Origin of the sequence: Streptomyces mobaraensis NBRC 13819 = DSM 40847, from assembly GCF_017916255.1 — a bacterium.
Taxonomy (GTDB): Bacteria; Actinomycetota; Actinomycetes; order Streptomycetales; family Streptomycetaceae; genus Streptomyces; species Streptomyces mobaraensis.
In genome coordinates this window covers 4,204,148-4,224,672 of sequence record NZ_CP072827.1, presented here as the reverse complement: position 1 = coordinate 4,224,672, position 20,525 = coordinate 4,204,148, and the positions used below count along the sequence as shown (strand labels likewise).

General features: G+C 74.4%; 21 protein-coding genes. 5 read left to right on the top strand and 16 right to left on the bottom strand.

What is annotated here, in order from left to right:
• The 8 genes from J7W19_RS18125 to J7W19_RS18090 all read right to left on the bottom strand — a co-directional run bounded on the left by J7W19_RS18125 (position 1) and on the right by J7W19_RS18090 (position 7,363).
• Positions 1-183, bottom strand: a complete 183-nt coding sequence (locus tag J7W19_RS18125) for a hypothetical protein (protein WP_152263239.1) — start codon at positions 181-183, stop codon at positions 1-3.
• A gap of 86 nt (positions 184-269) precedes the next feature.
• Positions 270-1,067 carry a hypothetical protein gene (locus J7W19_RS18120; RefSeq protein WP_233478129.1) on the bottom strand — a complete coding sequence of 266 codons (798 nt, stop codon included), beginning with the start codon at positions 1,065-1,067 and terminating at the stop codon, positions 270-272.
• A gap of 90 nt (positions 1,068-1,157) precedes the next feature.
• Entirely contained in the window at positions 1,158-1,955 is a 798-nt protein-coding gene (locus tag J7W19_RS18115) for a type III pantothenate kinase (protein ID WP_004940456.1), read from the bottom strand.
• A complete protein-coding gene (gene nadC / locus J7W19_RS18110) occupies positions 1,955-2,953 on the bottom strand; it encodes a carboxylating nicotinate-nucleotide diphosphorylase (RefSeq protein WP_004940454.1) in 999 nt (332 codons plus the stop codon). The genes J7W19_RS18115 and nadC overlap by 1 nt, the downstream gene beginning before the upstream one ends.
• On the bottom strand, positions 2,950-4,656 hold the full coding sequence (locus tag J7W19_RS18105; protein ID WP_004940452.1) for an L-aspartate oxidase: 1,707 nt from the start codon (positions 4,654-4,656) through the stop codon (positions 2,950-2,952). Before J7W19_RS18105 ends, nadC begins: the two co-directional genes overlap by 4 nt.
• The gene (panC, locus tag J7W19_RS18100) at positions 4,653-5,534 is read right to left on the bottom strand and encodes a pantoate--beta-alanine ligase (protein WP_040888123.1); all 882 of its coding nucleotides are present in this window, start codon (positions 5,532-5,534) and stop codon (positions 4,653-4,655) included. The genes J7W19_RS18105 and panC overlap by 4 nt, the downstream gene beginning before the upstream one ends.
• 2 nt (positions 5,535-5,536) lie before the next feature.
• A complete protein-coding gene (locus J7W19_RS18095; RefSeq protein WP_004940448.1) occupies positions 5,537-6,538 on the bottom strand; it encodes a Rossmann-like and DUF2520 domain-containing protein in 1,002 nt (333 codons plus the stop codon).
• Positions 6,539-7,111: 573 nt separating this feature from the next.
• The gene (locus tag J7W19_RS18090; protein ID WP_004940443.1) at positions 7,112-7,363 is read right to left on the bottom strand and encodes a hypothetical protein; all 252 of its coding nucleotides are present in this window, start codon (positions 7,361-7,363) and stop codon (positions 7,112-7,114) included.
• 99 nt (positions 7,364-7,462) lie between these two features.
• On the opposite strand from J7W19_RS18090, the gene J7W19_RS18085 reads away from it, so the two are divergent.
• Positions 7,463-8,593: a DUF5937 family protein gene (locus tag J7W19_RS18085; RefSeq protein ID WP_004940439.1), complete on the top strand. Its 1,131-nt coding sequence runs from the start codon at positions 7,463-7,465 to the stop codon at positions 8,591-8,593.
• Positions 8,594-8,606: 13 nt separating this feature from the next.
• Here J7W19_RS18085 and J7W19_RS18080 read toward each other — a convergent pair whose 3' ends face one another.
• Positions 8,607-9,209, bottom strand: coding sequence for a short chain dehydrogenase (locus J7W19_RS18080; RefSeq protein ID WP_004940436.1), 603 nt, complete (start codon positions 9,207-9,209; stop codon positions 8,607-8,609).
• A gap of 112 nt (positions 9,210-9,321) precedes the next feature.
• On the opposite strand from J7W19_RS18080, the gene J7W19_RS18075 reads away from it, so the two are divergent.
• The gene (locus J7W19_RS18075) at positions 9,322-10,194 is read left to right on the top strand and encodes a LysR family transcriptional regulator (protein WP_004940431.1); all 873 of its coding nucleotides are present in this window, start codon (positions 9,322-9,324) and stop codon (positions 10,192-10,194) included.
• 80 nt (positions 10,195-10,274) lie between these two features.
• Here J7W19_RS18075 and J7W19_RS18070 read toward each other — a convergent pair whose 3' ends face one another.
• Together J7W19_RS18070 and J7W19_RS18065 are read right to left on the bottom strand one after the other, a co-directional pair.
• The gene (locus J7W19_RS18070) at positions 10,275-10,958 is read right to left on the bottom strand and encodes a response regulator (protein WP_004940427.1); all 684 of its coding nucleotides are present in this window, start codon (positions 10,956-10,958) and stop codon (positions 10,275-10,277) included.
• Positions 10,959-11,024: 66 nt separating this feature from the next.
• On the bottom strand, positions 11,025-12,230 hold the full coding sequence (locus tag J7W19_RS18065) for a sensor histidine kinase (RefSeq protein WP_004940424.1): 1,206 nt from the start codon (positions 12,228-12,230) through the stop codon (positions 11,025-11,027).
• Positions 12,231-12,390: 160 nt separating this feature from the next.
• Here J7W19_RS18065 and J7W19_RS18060 point away from each other — a divergent pair, with 160 nt between their 5' ends.
• Together J7W19_RS18060 and J7W19_RS18055 are read left to right on the top strand one after the other, a co-directional pair.
• The gene (locus tag J7W19_RS18060; RefSeq protein ID WP_004940422.1) at positions 12,391-13,410 is read left to right on the top strand and encodes an SAM-dependent methyltransferase; all 1,020 of its coding nucleotides are present in this window, start codon (positions 12,391-12,393) and stop codon (positions 13,408-13,410) included.
• 12 nt (positions 13,411-13,422) lie between these two features.
• Positions 13,423-14,565, top strand: coding sequence for an NADH-quinone oxidoreductase subunit D (locus tag J7W19_RS18055; protein WP_004940421.1), 1,143 nt, complete (start codon positions 13,423-13,425; stop codon positions 14,563-14,565).
• A 156-nt stretch (positions 14,566-14,721) separates the two neighbouring features.
• Here J7W19_RS18055 and J7W19_RS18050 read toward each other — a convergent pair whose 3' ends face one another.
• From J7W19_RS18050 to J7W19_RS18035, 4 genes are all read right to left on the bottom strand, one after another.
• Positions 14,722-15,939: a hypothetical protein gene (locus J7W19_RS18050; protein WP_158688730.1), complete on the bottom strand. Its 1,218-nt coding sequence runs from the start codon at positions 15,937-15,939 to the stop codon at positions 14,722-14,724.
• A gap of 97 nt (positions 15,940-16,036) precedes the next feature.
• Positions 16,037-17,023 carry an ABC transporter substrate-binding protein gene (locus J7W19_RS18045; RefSeq protein ID WP_004940415.1) on the bottom strand — a complete coding sequence of 329 codons (987 nt, stop codon included), beginning with the start codon at positions 17,021-17,023 and terminating at the stop codon, positions 16,037-16,039.
• A 124-nt stretch (positions 17,024-17,147) separates the two neighbouring features.
• A complete protein-coding gene (locus J7W19_RS18040) occupies positions 17,148-17,885 on the bottom strand; it encodes an ABC transporter permease (protein ID WP_004940413.1) in 738 nt (245 codons plus the stop codon).
• Positions 17,885-18,640: an ABC transporter permease gene (locus J7W19_RS18035; protein WP_004940410.1), complete on the bottom strand. Its 756-nt coding sequence runs from the start codon at positions 18,638-18,640 to the stop codon at positions 17,885-17,887. The genes J7W19_RS18040 and J7W19_RS18035 overlap by 1 nt, the downstream gene beginning before the upstream one ends.
• Before the next feature lie 139 nt (positions 18,641-18,779).
• Between J7W19_RS18035 and J7W19_RS18030 the strand changes: the two genes are divergently transcribed.
• Positions 18,780-19,955 (top strand): ABC transporter ATP-binding protein, encoded by a 1,176-nt coding sequence (locus J7W19_RS18030; protein ID WP_051072489.1) that lies wholly within the window; start codon positions 18,780-18,782, stop codon positions 19,953-19,955.
• A 28-nt stretch (positions 19,956-19,983) separates the two neighbouring features.
• Here J7W19_RS18030 and J7W19_RS18025 read toward each other — a convergent pair whose 3' ends face one another.
• Positions 19,984-20,472, bottom strand: coding sequence for a DUF3180 domain-containing protein (locus J7W19_RS18025; RefSeq protein WP_040888119.1), 489 nt, complete (start codon positions 20,470-20,472; stop codon positions 19,984-19,986).
• Positions 20,473-20,525 lie beyond the last annotated feature (53 nt).

The window sequence follows — 20,525 nt, the reverse complement described above, 5'->3', positions numbered from 1 at the left end:
TCACGCTCCCGCGGTCTTCGCCTCCGTGGAACCGCCGGCGGCCTCGGCGCGGGCCATGGCGTCGACGATGGCGTCTTCCTTGGCCTTGTTCGCACCGCCCTGGCTCTTGACGATCGTCACGACCAGCGCGGTGAAGGCGATCGCCATCACCACGGGCGGGACGAGCGCGGCGACATAGTCCATGGCCGTCGGCTCCTTCTGGGTGGGAGGGGTCTGGAAGGGCGCGCTGCGCCCGGAGGGCCCGGACGCGGCCGGGCGCCCCGTCCAGATTACGCGCGCGCCGAAGGCGACCCGCCGGGGACCTCCGCCCGGCACCCGGCACCCCGGTGACCGGCCGCTTCGGGGGGCGGCGCCGGCTTGCGGCGCGGCGGGAAGACCTCACCGGGGGTCGGGATGGGACGGCCGCCGGGCCGCGGGGCCTTGGGAGGAGGTGCCGGGGGAGTCTTCGGCCGCTCGGAACCGGGCGCCGGGCCCGGCGCCGGACCGGGCTTCGCGGCCGGCCGGGCGCCCGGCTTTGGCCCCTCCGGGCCGGCCTCGGGCGGCAGCGCGTCGTGCGCGCCCCTCCGCGGCCGGGCGGCCGGTACGGCCGGTACGGCGGCGGGGGCGTCCAGGACGGCGCTCGCGGCGGCGCGGGGGCCGGGAGCCGTGCAGTCGGCGAGCCGGGTCCGCACCGCGGTCTCCGCGAGCCGCTCGCAGCGCTGGAGGAGGGACCGGCGGCGGCCCGTCTCGGCGGCGCCGGCCGGGGCGGCGCACAGGGCGCGCAGGGCGGCCAGGTCCTCCGCCCCGGGGCGGTGGCCGGCCGCGAGGGCGTCCTGGAGGCGTTCCACGTAGCCGGGCGCGGTGCCGGGGAGGGCGGCGCGGTAGCGGGCGAGGTCCGCGCGGAGGAAGGCGCGCAGCCTGCCGCCTTCCCTGGCCGCTTCGTCCACGGCCTGCGCGAGCCGGAGGCAGCTCTGCTTCTCGGCGTTCTCGGTGCGGGGCTGGAGGGCGATGGCGAGGGCACGGCGGAGCACGCGCAGCTCGTCGGCGCTGAACGCCATGCCGCCGTGGGATCCATAGGGCGTAGGCATGGGCCGACTTTAAGTGCTAAACGGACAATTTTCGCTTAGCGCGGCCCCTGCGGCGTGGCTCGAACACGCCCCCGCCCGTTCCGGCCCGTCTTACGCCCGCGCCACGTTCCGCTCGTACACCAGCCGCAGGCCGACCAGCGTCAGCCAGGGCTCGTGCTCGTCGATCACCGTGGCCTCGCCGAGCACCAGCGGCGCCAGGCCGCCGGTGGCGATGACGGTGACGTCGTCGGGGTCGTCCGCGAGCTCCCGCGCCATCCGGTTGACGACGCCGTCCACCTGGCCGGCGAAGCCGTGGATGATGCCGGACTGCATCGCCTCGACGGTGTTCTTGCCGATCACGCTGCGCGGCCGGGCCAGTTCGATCTTGCGGAGCTGGGCGCCCTTGACGCCCAGCGCCTCGACGGAGATCTCGATGCCCGGCGCGATCACCCCGCCCACGTACTCGCCGCGGGCGCTCACCGCGTCGAAGGTGGTGGCCGTGCCGAAGTCGACCACGATGGCGGGGCCGTCGTAGAGCTCGACCGCCGCGACCGCGTTGATGATGCGGTCCGCGCCGACCTCCTTGGGGTTGTCCATGAGGATCGGCACGCCGGTCTTCACGCCCGGCTCGACGAGGACGGCCGGGACGTCGCCGTAGTAGCGGCGGGTCACCTCGCGCATCTCGTGCAGCACCGACGGGACGGTGGAGCAGATGGCGATGCCCTCGATGCCGTCGCCCAGGTCGTCCCCGAGCAGCGGGTGGCGGCCCATCAGGCCCTGGAAGAGGACGGCCAGCTCGTCGGCGGTGCGCCGGGGGTCGGTGGAGATCCGCCAGTGCTCCACGATCTCGTCGCCGTCGAAGAGGCCGAGGACGGTCTGGGTGTTGCCGACGTCGATGGTGAGCAGCATCAGGCAGCACCCTCCTGCTGCCGCAGGTCCAGGCCGATGTCGAGGATCGGCGAGGAGTGCGTGAGCGAGCCGACGGCCAGGTAGTCCACACCGGTGGTCGCGTACTCGCGCGCGTTGGCCAGGGTGAGCCGGCCGGAGGACTCCAGCCGGGCGCGGCCGGCGACGAGGGCGACGGCCTCGCGGGTCCGCTCGACGGTGAAGTTGTCGAGCAGGATCAGGTCGGCGCCCTCGGCGAGAACCGGCGGGATCTGCTCCAGGTGGTCGACCTCGACCTCGATCGGCAGCTCGGGGAACCGCTCGCGGACGGCCCGGAACGCCTGGGCGACGCCGCCCGCCGCGATCACGTGGTTGTCCTTGACCAGCGCGGCGTCCGAGAGCGACATCCGGTGGTTGACGCCGCCGCCGCAGCGGACCGCGTACTTCTCCAGGGCGCGCAGGCCGGGCGTCGTCTTCCGGGTGTCGCGGACCTCCGCGCCGGTGCCCTCCAGCACGTCGGCCCAGAGCCGGGTGGCGGTGGCGATGCCGGAGAGGCGGCAGAGCAGGTTGAGCATGCCGCGCTCGGCGGTGAGCAGGTCGCGGGTGCGGGTGGTGACGGACAGCAGGCGCTGCCCGGCCTCGACCCGGTCGCCGTCCTCGACGTGCCGCTCGACCTCGAAGTCGTCGGTACAGACGACGGAGAGGATCGCCTCGGCGACGCGCAGCCCGGCCACCGTGCCGGCCTCGCGGGCGGTGAAGTCGCCGGTGGCGACGGCGTCCTCGGGGATGGTGGCCACCGAGGTGACGTCCACGCCGCCGTCGAGGTCCTCCTCGACGGTCATGTGCGCGATCTCCTCGACCAGCAGCGGGTCGAGACCGGCGTCCGCGAGCAGCGCCGCGAGCCCGCTGTCGAGCCCGCACTCGTAGGCGGAGGCCCCCTCGCCGCAGGCGCAGTCGCCGCCGCAGCCCGGTTCGTCGGTCAGGGTGGTGAGCCGGTACTGGAGGTCGTCGGGCGTGGTCACGCGGTGCTCCTCGGTGCGGGATGCGGGGAAGAGGGGGAAGCGGGGGAAACCGGGGGGAAGGCGGCCGTCTCCGTGGTGGAGACCGCAAGCGTACGGTCCGGGCGGAGGGTGACGAGGAGGTGGCGGCGCCACCGGTCGTCGTCGCGGTCGGGGCGGTCCTCGCGCCAGTGGCTGCCGCGGGTCTCCTCGCGGCGCAGCGCGGCGGCGACCAGGACGCGGGCGACCAGCAGGAGGTTGGTGGCCTCCCACGCCTCGGTGCCGGGCTCGGCGCTCTTGCCGTCGGTGTGCACGGCGCGGCGGACGGCGTCGAGGCGGTCCGCCGCCTCGGCGAGGCCGGCGGCGGAGCGCAGGACCCCGGCGCCCCGGGTCATGATCCGCTGGATCGTGTGGCGGTCCTCGGGGGCGACGAGCGGTTCGCCGGGGCCGTCCGCCGGTACGGGCTCGCCGGGCACGGTCTCGTCGGCGGCCACGGCCGCCGCGATGCGCTCGGCGAAGACCAGGCCCTCCAGCAGCGAGTTGGACGCCAGCCGGTTCGCGCCGTGCACGCCGGTGCAGGCGACCTCGCCGCACGCGTACAGGCCGGGCACGGTCGTCCGTCCGTGCGCGTCGGTGCGGACGCCGCCGGACGCGTAGTGCGCGGCGGGGGCGATCGGGATCGGCTCGGTCACCGGGTCGATGCCGTGCGAGCGGCAGGCGGCCAGGATGGTCGGGAAGCGCTCGGCCCACATGACGGCGCCGAAGTGCCGGCCGTCCAGGAACATGTGGTCGGCGCCGGTCTCCCGCATCCGGCGCATGATGCCCTTGGCGACGATGTCGCGCGGCGCCAGCTCGGCGAGTTCGTGCTGCCCGAGCATGAAGCGGACGCCGTCGGCGTCGACCAGGTGGGCGCCCTCGCCGCGGACCGCCTCGGAGACCAGCGGCAGCTGGCCCTCGGCGTCCGGGCCGAGCCAGAGCACGGTGGGGTGGAACTGGACGAACTCCAGGTCGGAGACCTCGGCGCCGGCGCGCAGCGCGAGGGCGACGCCGTCGCCGGTGGAGACGGCGGGGTTGGTGGTCGCGGCGAACACCTGGCCCATGCCGCCGGTCGCGAGCACGACGGCCCGGGCGCGGACGGCGCCGACGCCGTCGTGCCGCCCCTCGCCCATGACGTGCAGGGAGACGCCGGCGGCCCGGCCGGCGGCGTCCTTGAGGAGGTCGAGGACGAGGGCGTGCTCGATGATCCGGATGTCCGCCGCCCGGACGGCCGCGACCAGCGCGCGCGAGACCTCGGCGCCGGTCGCGTCGCCGCCCGCGTGCACGATGCGGCGGCGGTGGTGGCCGCCCTCACGGGTCAGCTGGACCTCGCCGGTGGCGGGGTCGGCGTCGAAGCGGGCGCCGGTGGCCATCAGCCGGCGGACGGCGTCCGGGCCCTCGGTGACGAGCGTGCGGACGGCCTGCTCGTCGCAGAGGCCGACGCCGGCGACGAGCGTGTCGTCGAGGTGCTGCGCGGGGGTGTCGCCCTCGTCGAGGGCGGCGGCGATACCGCCCTGGGCCCAGCGGGTGGAACCGGCGTCGAGGCGGGCCTTGGTGACGATCACGACCCGCGCGCCGGCGGCCGCGCTGCGCAGCGCGACGGTGAGTCCGGCGACGCCCGACCCGATGACGACGACGTCCGCGTCGACGGACCAGCCGGGCCGCGGAGCCGCGAGTCGTATACCGGTCATGACCGTTCCCCCAGGGTGAAGTCCAGCACGATGTTGTCGATGAGGCGGGTGGTGCCGACCCGGGCGGCGACCGCGAGGACCGCCTCGCCCGTGAAGCCGGCGGGCACCTCGGTGAAGTCGGCCGGATCGACGAGCGCCAGGTAGTCGAGGACGACCGGGGGCTCCAGGGTCGCCGCGCCGTCCAGGACCGCGCGGGCGGCCTCGCGGACGGCGGACGGGCCGCGGTCGGCGGCGTCGGCCGCGGCGGACAGGGCCCGCGAAAGGGCCAGGGCGGAGGTCCGGTCGGCGGCCGAGAGGTAGCGGTTGCGGCTGGACAGGGCCAGACCGTCGGCCTCGCGGACGGTCGGCACGCCGACGATCTCCACCGGGAAGTTGAGGTCCCGGACCATGCGGCGGATCATCGCGAGCTGCTGGGCGTCCTTCTGCCCGAAGAGGGCGGTGTCCGGCCGGCTGAGGTGCAGCAGCTTGGCGACGACCGTCAGCACGCCGTCGAAGTGGCCCGGGCGGTGGGCGCCTTCGAGGCGTTCGCCCATGGGCCCGGCGCTGATCCGCACCTCGGGCTCGCCGCCCGGGTAGACCTCGGCGACGGAAGGCGCGAACACGGCGTCCGCGCCCGACTCGGCGGCGAGCGCGACGTCGGCGTCGAGCGTGCGGGGGTAGCGGTCCAGGTCCTCGTTCGGGCCGAACTGGAGCGGGTTGACGAAGACCGTGACGACGACCTGGCCGTCGGGCCCGGCGAGCCGGCGGGCCTCGCGGATCAGGGTGGCGTGGCCCTCGTGGAGGGCGCCCATGGTCATGACGACGGCGCGGCGGGCCGCGGGGTCGCGCGGGAGGGCCTGGAGCTCCGCGGTGTCCCGTACGAGCCGGATGGTCCCCATGGTCACTGCTCTCCTCCGTCCACCGGGCCGGAACCGGCCGTTCCGTCCGGGCCGTTCGTCCCGCCTGCCCCACCCGTGCCGCCCGCCGCGTTCGCCTCGTCGGCGAGGACGCCGAGCAGGTCTTCCGCCAGCTCCGGCTTGAGCAGGCCGTGCGCGAGAGCGCGGTCCGCGGTCGTTCTGGCCATCGCCAGATACCCGGCGACCGCCTGCGGCGCGTGCCGGCGCAACTCCGTGACGTGGGCGGCCACGGTGCCCGCGTCACCGCGTGCGACCGGGCCGGTCAGCGCGGCGTCACCGCTGCGGAGGGCGTTGTCGAGGGCCGCGCCGAGCAGCGGGCCGAGCATCCGGGACGGGTTGCCGACGCCGGCCGCGGACAGCAGCTCCATGGCCTGGGCCACCAGGGTGACCAGGTGGTTCGCGCCGATGGCCAGGGCCGCGTGGTACAGCGGCCGGGCGGCCTCGTCGATCCACTCCGGCTCGCCGCCCATCTCGATCACCAGCGCCTCGGCGGCGAGCCGCAGCTCCTCGGGAGCGGTGACGCCGAACGAGCAGCCGGCCAGCCGCTGGACGTCCACCGGCGTACCGGTGAAGGTCATCGCGGGATGCAGGGCGAGCGGCAGGGCTCCCGCCCTGGTCGCGGGGTCGAGCACGGCCGCGCCGTGCCGTCCCGAGGTGTGCGCGAGCAGCTGTCCGGGGCGGACGGCCCCGGTCTCGGCCAGCCCGGCGACGAGCCCCGGGAGGACGTCGTCCGGGACGGTGAGCAGGACCAGTTCGGCCCGCGCCAGCACCTCGGCGGGCGGGACGACCGGGACGCCCGGCAGGATCTCGGCCGCGCGCCGCAGCGAGGCGTCGGAGACGCCCGAGACGGCGACGGGACGGTGCCCGGCGAGCTGGAGCGACGCGGCGAGGGCGGGGCCCACCCGGCCCGCGCCGACGACGCCGACCGTCAGGCGGGCGGGCCGGTCCTGCGGGCTCGGCCGGTCGGGGGTTGGTTGTGCGTTCACGCGGCGGGGTGCCTTCCGTTCCAGTCCGCGGGGGTACCGGACGATTCCGCTGTCATGCTACGCGCTCCCGATCGGTCGCGAGGAGGACGGCGGCGGGCCGGTGAGGGAGCGTTCGGGGCCGCCCTCGGGACCGGATCGGACGTCCGCCGGGGCGGTCCGGGGCGGCCCGGCCGGAACGCTCCCGGGCACGCCGGGACGGCCGGAGCCGAGACGCTCCGGGGAAGGCGGGGACGGCCGGGGCTGATGCGCTCCGGAGTGCGCGAAGGGACGGTAGGAGCCGAGACGCTTTGGGGTGGGACGGCCGGAGCCGAGGCGGTCCGGGGTACGCGAGGGGACGGCCGGGGCCGAGACGCTCCGGGGTGGGCCGGGGCGGTCAGGGCCGAGGCGGTCCGGGATGCGCGCCGGGACGGCCGGAGCCGAGACGCTCCGCGGTGGGCCGGGACGGGGCTGGGATGGGCACGCGGCGCGACGCGCACCGGTGCCGCCTCGCGGCTGCCGTCGGGGGCCCGGCCCGCCGCCCGTACGGCGCCGCGCCCGTCCACGGCCGTCCACGCCCGCCCCCTCACGGCGGGCTCAGCACCCCACGGACCCCCGGCACCCCGCCTGCACCCGGGGCACCGCCGCGTCGGCGGGCCGCCGCGCCGCCCGCCCCCGTCTCCTCCGCTTCACCCGCTTCACCCGCCCGTCCAGTACGGCCAGGAACTCCCGCCACAACCGGATCTGCCGGACGGTCTCCATCTCGTACGTCCCCGGCGCGGGCGGGGCGGCCTCGCCCCGCCGGGCCGCGCGGTAGCTGTCGAACATCTGCTGCTGTGTCGCGTCCATGCCTCCACGGTGCGACGCGACCCCGCCCCGGTGCGCGTCGATTGACGCGGACCGTCAATCGATCGGGAACCGCCTCGCGGAGCGCCCAGAATGAGGGGCATGAGCCTGTTGATCGACGTCACGGGCCTGCCGCCCGAGCGTGTCGTCTTCGCCGCGTCGCCCCTCGCCGAACTGGGGCACGCCCTGCACGCCCTGCGGGAGCCCCGGCACCACCCCGGCCTGCACGGCTGGGTGACGGCCACCCTGGCCGGCCTCAAGCCGGACCTCGCGGACCGGCTCTGCGAGGCGGACTTCCTGTGGACGACGGTGATCTCCGACATCTTCGGAGCCTTCGCCGCCCTGCCGGACACCGGGGGCCGCCCGGGCGCCACCCTCAAGGACGAGCTGGACCTGCTCGACCGGCTCGACGACGAGCAGTACGTCTCGGCGGCGCTGGAACTCACCTGCTCCAACTACTACTCCCCGGGCAGCGCGTCACCGCTGCGCGACGCGGCGGCCCGCGGCCGGGCCCTGGAACGGGCGGCGGCCCGCGGCCCGCGCCAACTGGAGTTCGCCCGCCGCACCCTGGACGACCCGCAGGGCGTCCGGACCTGGCTGCGCCGGCTGTTCGAGGACTGCGAGGAGGCGTTCTTCGCGGACGTCTGGCGCCGGGGCGCCCTCACGCTCGCGGCCGACGCCCGGCACAAGTCGGAGATCCTGCGGCGCAAGGGACTGCGCGAGGCGCTGGCCGAGGTGTCCCCCGCCGTCACGCTGGAGGAGGACGCGACCGGCGCCCGTATCCACGTGGACAAGCTGACGTCCGGCCGGGCCACGGCCCTCGGCCCGGCGGCCGGTGTCGGCGCCGGCCTCACCCTGCTGCCGACCACCCTCGGCTGGCCCCACCTCCTGGTGCTCTACGCCCCCGCGTGGCGCCCGGTGATCTTCTACCCGATCGGTTCCCCGGAGGCGGCCGGCCCCGCCTCCCTGGAGCTGATCGAACGCCGGCTGGAGGCCCTGGCGCACCCCATGCGGCTGCGGATGTGCCGGTGGCTGGCGCGCAGCGCCTGCACCACCGGCGAGCTCGCCGCCGAGCACAACATCAGCGCGCCGGAGGCGTCGCGGCACATCAAGGTGCTGAAGAAGGCGGGCCTGATCACCACCCGGCGGCGGGGCCGGTACGTCCTGCACCAGCTGGACCTGACGACGGTGGCACGGCTGGGGAGCGACTTCCTGGAGGGGGTCCTGCGCTAGGCGATCCGCCCGGTCAGTACCCGACCCGGAACGTCCGCCCCGTCAGCCGCCCCTCGATCGACCGCACGTACGCCCGCGCCACCCGCTCGGCCGGCACGGTCTCCATGCCGGGGAACGCGCTGTCGTACGCGTCCGCCGACTCCGCGACGACGCCCGGGCTCACGGCGTTCACCCGCTGCGGCGCCAGTTCCACCGCCGCCGCTCGGACGAAGGCGTCGACGGCACCGTTGGCCGCCGCGGCGGCCGCGCCCGCGGGGATGGGATCGTGCGTGAGTATGCCGGTGACCAGCGTGAACGAGCCGTCGGGGGCGATATGGCGGGCGCCCTGCCGGACCAGTTCGAGCTGGCTCAGCGCCTTGGTGCGGAGCGTGGCGGCGAGGTCGTCGTACGTCAGCCCGCCGAGCGGCGCGAAGACGGCGTCACCGGCGGCGACGGCGACCGCGTCCAGCCCGTCCACCTGCTCGTAGAGCCGCGTGACGGCGGCGGGGTCGGAGACGTCGGCGCGCAGGTCGCCGCCGGTGCGGCCGACGGTCACCACCTGGTGGCCGCGCCCGGTCAGGACGGTGTGGACGGCGCGGCCGATGGTGCCGGAGGCACCGACGAGGAGGATCTTCACGGGGACTCTCTTCCCTGGGGTCATGAGATGCGGACTGGCTGCCGCACCCGACCGTACGGACCCCGCCACACGCCCGGAAATGCCGTCTGGGCAGGCACTATGCTCCACACGCATGGATGTGGAACTGCGTCATCTGCGGGCCCTCGTGACCATCGCCGACGAGGGCACGGTCACGGCCGCCGCCGCCCGGCTGCATCTGACGCAGCCGGCCCTGTCCCGCACGCTCGCCCGGCTGGAGCACCACGTCGGCGTGACCCTGGTCGACCGCTCCTCCCGCCGGCTCGCCCTCACCCCGGCCGGGCGCACGCTGTACGACCACGGCCGGGCGATCCTCGCGCACGTCGACGCGGCCCTCGCCGACACCGCCGCCGTCTCCCGCCCGCTGCGCCTGGGCTACTCGTGCGCGGTGCTCGGCCGGTCCACCGTCCCGCTGCTGCGGTCCTGGCGGCGCGACCACCCGCACGTCCCGCTGGAGCTCCGCCGCCGGGACGGGGGCACCGCCGGGCTGGCCACCGGCGAGACCGACGCGGCCGTGGTCCGCGCCGACCCCGGCGACCCGCGGCTGAGCGTCCTCCCCCTCTACACGGAGGACCGTTTCGCCGCCCTCCCCGACAACCACCCGCTGGCCACCCGGCCGGAGGTCACCCTCGCCGAGCTCTCCGGCGAGACGCTGACTCTGTGGCGCGAGGACAGCACCTCCGGGCCGGCCCTGTGGGAGGACACGCGGCGGCCGGCGACAGGGGCCGCGGTGCGGGACGTCGACGAGTGGCTGAATGTCATCTCCGTCGGCGACAGCATCGGTGTCGCCGCCGCGGGCACCGCCGAGAGCCACACCCACCCCGGGGTGCGCTTCGTCCGGATCGCCGACGCACGGCCGGCCACCGTGTACCTCGCCCACCCCGCGCAGCCCACGCATCCCAGCACACCCGACCTGGTGGTGGCGGTGAAGGAACTGGTGAGCGGGGACGCGTTCCCCGCGGTGTGAGCGACATCCGTGACGCGGCGGGTCCTGCGGCGGCCGGGCGGTGAGGGCCGGGCGGTGAGCCCGCGGTCCGGCGGCGTGCCTCAGCCCGCGCCGCCCCCGGCCCGTACCAGGCCGCTCTCGTAGGCCATCACCACCACCTGCACCCGGTCCCGCAGCCCCAGCTTGGTGAGGATGCGTCCGACGTGCGTCTTGACCGTGGCCTCCGAGAGCACCAGGCGCGCCGCGATCTCGCCGTTCGAGAGCCCTTGGGCGACGAGCAGCATCACCTCGCGCTCACGGCCCGTCAGGCGGTCGATCTCCGAGTTGGCGGGCTCGCGGGCGCTGCCCGGGAGCATGGGGGTGAAGCGGTCCAGCAGGCGGCGGGTGGTGCTGGGGGCCACCACCGCGTCGCCGCTGTACACCGAGCGGATCGCGCCCAGCAGTTCGGCGGGCGGCACGTCCTTGAGCATGAAGCCGCTGGCCCCGACCTTGAGCGCCGAGAACGCGTACTCGTCGAGGTCGAAGGTGGTGAGGATCAGCACCTTGGGCGCCCGCTCGCGGTCCTCGGGGGCGCAGATGCGGCGGGTGGCCTCCACCCCGTCCATCCGCGGCATCCGGACGTCCATCAGCACCACGTCCACCTCGGTGCCCGCCAGCACCTCCAGGGCCTCCACGCCGTCACCCGCCTCGGCGACGACCTCCATGTCGGGCTGCGCGGCCAGCACCATGCGGAAGCCGGTGCGCAACAGCACCTGGTCGTCGACGAGCATCACGCGGATCGCCATGCGGAGGTTCCCTTTCCCCAAATGAACTGTCCCACCGAACTCTCGCAAACGCACCGGTGGGCGTGGTCAGCGGCCCGGTTTGGCGGGCAGGAGCACACTGATCCGGAATCCTCCGCCGGGACGCGGCCCCGCGTCCAGCGTGCCCCCGACCATGCCGACGCGCTCCCGCATCCCGATCAGCCCGTGACCCATGCCGTCGGCGCCGCCCGACTCGTACAGCTCGTGCTGCGCGCCCCGCCCGTCGTCCTCGACGAGCAGCCCGAGCCCGTCGTCGAAGTAGGTGAGCCGGACGCTGGCGCCGGCGTCGGGGCCGCCGTGCTTGCGGGTGTTGGTCAGCGCCTCCTGCACGATGCGGTAGGCGGTCAGCTCGACGCCGCTCGGCAGCGGCCGGGCGCTGCCCTCGACCCGGTAGTCGACCGGCAGGCCGGCGCCGCGCACCTGCTCGACGAGTTCCTCGATCTGCTCGACGTCGGGCTGCGGAACGTACTCGCCGGCCGGCGCGGAGCCGTCCTCGGTACGCAGCACGCCCAGCAGCCGGCGCATCTCGGCGAGCGCCTGGCGGCCGGTGCCCGAGATGGTCTCCAGCGCCTGTTTGGCCTGCTCGGGCGAGGAGTCGAGGACGTAGGCGGCGCCGTCCGCCTGCACCACCATGACGGACACGTTGTGCGCGACGACGTCGTGCAGCTCGCGGGCGATCCGGGCGCGCTCGGCGGTCACCGCCATCTTCGCCTGCTGCTCGCGCTCCTTCTCCAGCCGCGCGGCGCGCTCCTCCAGCTGGTCCCAGTAGGCGCGGCGGGTCCGCATCCGGTCGCCGAGGACCCAGGAGAGGAGGAAGGGGAAGGCGCCGAAGGCGAGACCGAAGAGGTCATGAGTGAGGGAATCGCTCGTCGTGTCGGGCCAGCGCCAGAAATACAGCACGGGCGCCAGCACGCCGCCCACCAGCGCCACCCGGGAGGCCCAGCGGCAGGGGCCGGACGCCACCGTGTAGACGATCACCAGCATCGGGACGTCGTAGAGGTTCACCTCGACGTCGAACGCGAGCTGGGCCAGCCCGACGACGATCGCCAGGATCAGCATCTTCTCCGGCATCCGGCGGCGCAGCGCCACCACCGTGCACATGAGCAGCGACACGCCGACCGCGGCGACCCGCTCCCCCGGGCTCCGCATCGCGTTCTCGGTCAGCGTCAGGGCGCACAGCCCCAGCAGCAACACGGCCCAGAAGCTGTCCACACCTGTGGGGTGTCTGCGGAGGAATTCGTAGAGGCGGTGCACGTCACCCAGCGTAGGCACCCCGCCCGTGTGCCGGGGTCCCTCCGGCGATCGATCCCGGTCCGCTCCGCCTACTCCCCAAGGTGGAGGGACGCGGCGGGACGACGGGGATACGGCGGGGAGCGGCGGGCTGCCGACCGCCGAAGGCGCATAGCGTGGGGACATGACATCCGGGACGCGCACCTGGCGGGCGGCGGCGGAAGCCGCCCTCTACGGCCCCCATGGCTTCTACCGGCGCCCTGAGGGCCCCGCCGGCCACTTCCGCACCGCCGTGCACGCCTCCCCGCTCTACGCGGGCGCGATCGCCGAGCTGCTGCGGAGGGTCGACAGCGCCCTGGGGTCGCCTGAGGAGCTCGCCTTCGTCGACATGGGCGCCGGGCGCGGCGAGCTGATCACCGGGGTGCTCGCGCAGTGCCCGCCCGCGCTGGCCGGCCGGCTCCGCCCGTACGCCGTGGACCGTGCCGACCGCCCGGACGGCCTCGACGGGCGTGTCGTCTGGCGGGACGCGCCACCCGAAGGGGTGACCGGGCTCCTCTTCGCCAACGAGTGGCTGGACAACGTCCCGGTGGACGTCGTCGAGACGGACGGCGGCGGCACCCCGCGCCTGGTGCTCGTCCAGGAGGACGGCGAGGAGCTGCCGGGCGACCCGGTGTCGGGCGCCGACGCTGACTGGCTGGCCCGCTGGTGGCCGCTGGAGGGCGCGCCGCCGGGCAGTCGCGCGGAGATCGGCCGGACGCGGGACGAGGCGTGGTCCCGCGCGGTCGGCACCCTGCGGTCCGGCCTGGCGGTCGCCGCCGACTACGCCCACGAGAGCGCCACCCGCCCGCCGTTCGGCAGCCTCACCGGCTTCCGGGAGGGCCGGGAGGTCCGCCCGGTACCCGACGGGAGCTGCGACATCACCGCCCACGTGGCCCTCGACGCCTGCGCCGGGCCCGGCGCGACGCTGCTCAGCCAGCGCGCCGCGCTCCGGGCCCTCGGCGTGGACGGCCGCCGGCCGCCGCTCGCCCTCGCCTCCTCCGACCCGGCCGCCTACGTCCGGGCCCTGGGCGCGGCGAGCGAGGCCGGCGAACTGACCTCACCGGGCGGCATGGGCGGCTTCCGCTGGCTCCTCCAGCCCGTCGGCCCGGAGTGCGCGGAGCTCCTCACGGAGGACACGAGCGCGCGACCGCCCTGGCCCGGCTGAGAAACTGTTCCCATGACGGAGACGACAGTCGGCATCGGCGGCGCGGCGGAGAGCACGGACATGGTGCTCAACATCGGCCCGCAGCACCCCTCCACCCACGGAGTGCTGCGGCTGCGCCTCGTCCTCGACGGGGAGCGCGTCCGCAGCGCCGAGCCGGTGATCGGCTATATGCACCGCGGCGCGGAGAAGCTCTTCGAGGCCCGCGACTACCGCCAGATCGTCATGCTCGCCAACCGCCACGACTGGCTGTCCGCGTTCTCCAACGAGCTCGGCGTCGTCATGGCCGTCGAGCGCATGCTGGGCATGGAGGTGCCCGAGCGCGCGGTGTGGCTCCGCACCCTGCTCGCCGAGCTGAACCGGATCCTCAACCACCTGATGTTCCTGGGCTCCTATCCGCTGGAGCTCGGCGGCATCACCCCCGTCTTCCACGCCTTCCGCGAGCGCGAGGTGCTCCAGGCGGTGCTGGAGGAGGTCTCCGGCGGCCGGATGCACTACATGTTCAACCGCGTCGGCGGCCTCAAGGAGGACCTGCCCGCCGGCTGGACCGGCCGCGCCCGGCAGGCGATCGCCGAGGTCCGCTCCCGCATGGACGTCCACGACCGCCTGGTGCTCGGCAACGAGATCTTCCGCGGCCGGACGCGCGGCGTCGGCGTCCTGTCCCGCGAGACCGTGCACGCGTACGGCGTGAGCGGCCCCATCGCCCGGGCCTCCGGCGTCGACTTCGACCTGCGGCGCGACGAGCCGTACCTGGCCTACGGGGAGCTGGCCGACGTCCTGAAGGTCGTCACCCGCGAGGAGGGCGACTGCCTGGCGCGCTTCGAGTGCCTGCTCGACCAGACGCACAACTCCCTCGCCCTGGCCGACGCCTGCCTCGACCGCCTGTCCGACCTCCCGCCCGGCCCGGTCAACCAGCGCCTCCCCAAGGTCCTCAAGGCTCCGGAGGGCGCCACGTACGCGTGGACGGAGAACCCGCTCGGGCTGAACGGGTACTACCTCGTCTCCAAGGGCGAGAAGACGCCGTACCGCTTGAAGCTGCGGTCCGCCTCGTACAACAACATCCAGGCGCTGGTGGAGCTGCTGCCCGGGACGCTGGTGGCGGACATGGTGGCGATTCTGGGGTCGCTGTTCTTCGTGGTGGGGGACATCGACAAGTAGGGGCCGTCCAGCCCGTCCGGCGTTTGAGGACAGCGCGCGCAGCGCGCTGCGGGGGGTGTGGGAGGGGCTTGCCCCCCCGCACGAAACGGTGAAAGGGCGGGACAGGGGCACAGCCCGCCGCAGGCGCACCCGCCCGCTCACCCGCCCCCTCGCCCCTCAGATCGCGTCGCGCAGCTCCGCCACATCGATCTGCTCGGTCTCGTCATGAGCCGTCAGATCGATGACCCGCTCGTCGGCCACCCGCCCGGCGGCCAACGCCTCCTCGCCCACCACGTCGGCGAGGTCCTGCTCCTCCACGGCGACCTCCGCCGCGACAGCGGCGACCCGCTTCGCCGGACGCCGCGCCCCGAAGAAGTCGAACCCACCCGTGGGCCGCTGCACGGGAGGCGCGGGCCGCCGCACGGGCATGGCCGGCCGGGCGTCGCGCACGGCCAGGGCCGCGCCGCCCTCGGCGGCGGGCGCGGCGGCGGGCGTGGCGGCGGGCGTGGCGGCGGGCGTGGCAGCGGCGGGCGCGGCGGCGGCGGGCGCGGCGGCGGCGGGCGCGGCGGGCTCCGGAACAGCCGGCGCCGGAACGGCCGGAGCGGAAGCAACAGACCCGGAAGTCGTCGGCGCGGGAGCAGCCGCCCCGGAAGCAGCCGCCGCGCTCACCACAGGACCCGAAACGGAGGCAGAAGGAGAAGCAGAGGCGGAAGCAGAGGCAGAGGCCGAAGCGGAAGCCCGCTCCTCAGCCTCCCGCTGCACAGCACCGTTCCGCGCCAGATCCCGCAGCGCGTCCGCCGCCCGGCGGTACGCGCGCTCCCCGACCCGCCCGTCCGACCGGGCCTGCACCAGGGAACGGGCCTGCATGGCGGTCTCCAGCGCCCGCGCGGCCTTCGGCACCCCGGCCTTCTCGTCGTCACCACCGGCGGTCCCGGTCGCGGAGCGCTCGGTCTCCAGCAGCCGGCGCCCCTCAAGGGCGCTGGCCCGCTCGGTCTCGGCGGTGGCGTAACGACGGAGCAGGTCGGCGTGCTCGGTCCGGAGCCGGGCCAGTTCGGCGCGCTTGCCGCGGAGCTTGGCCTCCAGGCGGGCACTGGCCTGGCGGGTCTCCTCGAGGTCCGTCTCGAGCTCGGCGAGGCGCTCGTCCGTCTTCCACTCGTCGCGGGCGCGGGCCGCGGTGAGCTGGGCGACCCGCTTGCCCGCCGACCGGTCCCAACGGCGCATCAGCACCGAGCCGACCACGGCCGCCACGGCGGCACCCGCGGCGAGGCCGCGTATGACGACCGTTTCGCCCACTGTCCAGGCTCCGGCCGCGCAGGCGACCGAGGTCGCGGCGACCAGCGAAGAGGGAAGAAGCCGGTGCAGGGATGTGGAATGGCGGTGGCGTCCTCGTGGCATGGCCAGAAACTTACCGTGCGTTGCGACGAAAGTGTGACTCCGGCACCAAACCGTTCCCTTGATCTTACTTGTCCCCTACTCGCCTCCCGGTTGGCCCCTACTTCCCCAGCAGCCCCTTGTCCTTGAGGTACTGCGCGGCCACATCCGCCGGCTTGAGCCGCTCGGCGTCCACCTTCTTGTTGAGTTCGGTGAGGTCCTCCGTGGTCAGCACCTTGTTGAGTTTGCCGAGCGCTTCCACGACCTGCGGTGAACCGGCCTTCCGCGCATTCACCACCGGCAGCACGTTGTCGGAGTTCTGCAGTTTCTTGTCGTCCTTGAGCACGACAAGACCGAACTGTTCCAGCGTGGCGTCCGTGGTGGTCGTGAGGACCATCTGGTCCTTGCCGTTCTTCACCGCCTGCTTGGCCTGGGTGCTGCCGACCTCCAAGGGGTCTATGCCCGCGACGCGGATGCCGTAGGTCTTCTCCAGACCCGGTTTGCAGAACGGCCGCTCGGTGCACTCGTCGCCCGCCGCGAGCTTGACCGACTCCTTCGACGCGCCCAGGTCCGAAAGCGTCTTGAGCTGGTGTTTCCCCGCGAACTCGGCCGACACGGCGAACGCGTTCTGGTCCACGGCACGGCCGGCGTCCAGCACCTTGAGTCCCCGCGGTTCGGCGAGTTTCCGCAGCGCCTTCACCGTGGTGTCCGAGTCGGCGGAGGCGACCTGCGGGGCGTCCTTCCCGTTCTGCTTCTTGTTCAGGAATTCCGCGAGCGTCGCCGCGTACTCCGGGACGACATCGATCTGGCCCTTCTCCAACGCCGGTTCATACAGCTCACGCGCGTCCACCGTCTTGATCGAGGTGGAATATCCGGCGTCCTTCAACAGGCCCGCGTATATTTCCGCGAGCACCTTCGACTCGGTGAACGAAGCGGATCCGATCACGAGGGACCCCCGGCCCGACGCACTGGATCCCCCGTCACCGCCCCCGGACTTCTCCAGGCTGTCCCCGCCGCACGCGGCCAGGCCCGCCGTCAGGGCGGCGACTCCCGCCGCCGCCAGCGCGGCGCGGGCGGTCCGCGCACGGCGCGGGGTGGTGCTGGTCATGCGGCACTCCATCCATGTCGGCGGACGCCCGGCGCGGCCGTCACCCGGCATGCCCGGGCGTCCCGTTTATGACGTTGCATCAGCTGACGGGCCGTCAACTCTCGCCCGGCCACGCCGTTCCCGCTCAGGCGGCACTCGCGGTGACCGGTCCGGCGTCGGCACCGGGCGCGCCGGGTATCCGGTCCGCCCCGGCGGTCCCACGCCGCCGCCGACGTCCCAGCCAGCGCTCCAGCAGTACGAACGCCCCTTCCACCACCAGCGCGAGGGCGGCCACCAATACGGCACCGGCCACCACCTGCGGGGTGTCGGTGAGCCGGAAGCCCGCGGTGATGATCCGCCCCAGTCCGCCGCCGCCGACGATCGCGGCGATGGAGACCGTCGCGACCACCTGCACGGCCGCCGACCGCACCCCGGTCATCACCAGCGGCATGGCCAAGGGCAGTTCGACCCGGCCGATGACCTGCCGGCCCGACATCCCCATCCCCCGCGCCGCCTCCACCACGTCGCGGTCCACCTCGCGCATGCCCACATAGGCGTTGGTCAGCAGCGGGGGTATCGCGAAGAGGACGAGGGCGATGACGGTGGGCCATGAGTCGTAGGTACCCAGCGGGCCCAGGGTCAGCAGGACCAGCACCGCGAACGTGGGCACGGCCCGGCCCGCGTTGGAGAGGTTGACGGCGAGGGCGCCGCCCCGGCCGGTGTGCCCCAGCACGACGGCGAGGGGCAGGGCGACGGCGCAGGAGAGGGCCAGGCACACCACGGTCAGTTCGAGGTGCTCGGCGAGCCGGTGCCAGACCCCGTCCGGTCCGGACCAGTGCGATCCGGTGGCGAGCCACGTCCACGTCCTGGAGACGACGTCCATCAGGCCACCGCCTTCTTCCGCTCATTGCGCGCAGGCCGCGCTTCCCCGGCTCCCCCGGACCTACCGGCTCCCCGGCGCGCCCGCGGCTTCCTCGCCCAAGGCGTCAGCAGCCGCTGGAGCCCCAGCAGCAGCACGTCCGCCACGACGGCCAGCAGGACACAGAGCACCGAGGCGGTCAGGACCTGGGCCTTGAAGACGCTGTGCAGCCCCTCGTAGATCAGGTTGCCCAGCCCTCCGTACCCGGTGAGCGCGCCGACGGTGGTCAGCGAGACCGTGGACACGGTGGCGATCCGGACCCCCGCCATCACCGCCGGCAGGGCGAGCGGCAGCTCCACCCCGAACAGCAGCCGTATCGGCCCGTACCCCATGCCGCGCGCCGCCTCACGGGCCTCCTCCGGCACGGCGGCCAGCCCGGCCAGGATGTTCCGCACCAGGATCGTCAGCGAGTAGAGCACCAGACCGGTGACCACCACGGCCGCCGAGAGCCCGAAGACCGGCACCAGCAGCGAGAACATCGCCAGCGACGGCACCGTGTAGAGCACCGTGGTGAGCCCGAGCACCGGGCCCGCCACCCCGCGCCAGCGGCGGGCCGCCAGCGCCAGCGGGAACGCGACGAGCAGCCCGATGCCGACGGACGCCAGCGTGATGCCGATGTGCTGCAGGGTCGCGTCCACGAGCTCATGGCTCCGCGTCCGCACGTACTCGCCGCAGATCCAGTCGTTGTCGATCAGGCAATTGCCGCCCTGCCCCGCCATGCGCGCTCACCTCCCCCTTGGCCTTCACCGACGGTTACTGGCGACCCTAACGCCCACCACTGACAATCGCCTGTGGGCCGTCGCACAGCCAGGGCTCCGGCACGTCATGACGGGGAAGGATGTGGCAACAATGGGGGGCGTGATCCGATTCGAGCACGTCACCAAGCGCTACGCCGATGGCACGACCGCCGTGGACGACCTGTCCTTCGAAGTGGCGGAGGGCGAGCTGGTCACGCTCGTCGGACCGTCCGGCTGCGGCAAGACCACCACGATGAAGATGGTCAACCGGCTGATCGAGCCCACCGAGGGCCGGATCCTGCTGGACGGCGCGGACATCGCGGAGACCGACCCGGTCGCCCTGCGCCGGCGCATCGGCTATGTGATCCAGCAGGTCGGGCTGTTCCCGCACAGGACGGTGCTCGACAACACCGCGACCGTGCCGCACCTGCTCGGGTGGCAGCGGAAGAAGGCCCGGGACCGCGCCGCGGAGCTGCTGGAGCTCGTCGGCCTCGACCCCGCCGTGCACGGCGGCCGCTACCCCGACCAGCTCTCCGGCGGCCAGCGGCAGCGCGTGGGCGTCGCCCGCGCCCTCGCCGCCGATCCGCCCGTCCTCCTGATGGACGAGCCGTTCGGCGCCGTCGACCCGGTCGTCCGCGAACGGCTGCAGAACGAATTCCTGCGACTTCAGTCACAGGTGCGCAAGACCGTGCTCTTCGTCACCCATGACATCGAGGAGGCCGTCCGGCTGGGGGATCGCATCGCCGTCTACGGCCACGGCCGCATCGAGCAGCTCGACGCGCCCTCGGTGGTGCTCGGCGCCCCCGCCACGCCCTACGTCGCCGACTTCGTCGGTGCCGACCGCGGACTGAAGCGGCTCTCCGTCACCCCGATCGAACGCGACGACCTGGAGCAGCCCCCCGTCGTCCACCTGGACGACCCGGTGGAGGCCGCCCTCAGCGTCCTCGCCGGCGAGAACGCCGACTGGGCCGTCGTCCTCGACGACGGCGACAAGCTGCACGGCTGGGTGGCCGCGGACTCGATCGTCCACGCGAACGGCGGCACCGTGCGGGACCACGCCCGGCGCATGGAGGCGTGGCTGCCCGTGGGCGCGTCGCTGAAGCAGGCGTTCAGCACCATGCTGCAGCACGACGCCGGGTGGATCGCCGTGCTCGACGGCGACCGCAGGGACCACTTCCTCGGCGTCCTCACCCCGACAAGCCTGCACGGGGCCCTGCGCCGCTCGGTCGGGGACGACGCACGGCGGGCCGACCGGACGGAGCCGCCCGGCGGGGACCTGCGGGCGACCGCGAGCTGAGCGGCGGGGCGACCCGGCCCGGCAGGGCCTAGGCGGGCTTCCCCTCCCCCGGCCCCTCGTCGTCGTCCTCCGGCAGCTTGCAGACCCGCTCCATGAAGAACGCCGCGGCCACCACACAGGCCCCGGCCAGCACCGAGGCCCCGGCGTAGATCGTCTGCTCCCGCCGGGCGTCGGTCTCCATGCCGTCCAGCAGCAGGAAGACCCCCACCCCGCCGTACGCGCCGGACACCAGCGCCGCGACCAGGGCGCTGGCCTGGCCGAACACCACGGCCCGGGCCGCCAGCAGCGGGTCGACGCCCTTGGCGCCGGGGCGCCGCTCGCGCTGCGCGCGCAGCCGGGCGCGGAGCGAGACGGCCGTCGCGAAGAGGACGACGGCGATGACGGCCAGCACGATCGGCGCCGCGACCGGCACGCTCGGCAACGTGCCGAAGGCGTCCCAGAGCCGGGCACCGGCCCAGGACAGCACTCCGGCCGCGGCGAACAGGCCGAGCAGCACCCCGATCCGAAGTTGCTTCACCGAGCCGTCAGCCCCTCGTCGTCGTCATACACAGCCAGCCGTACCCATTCCAT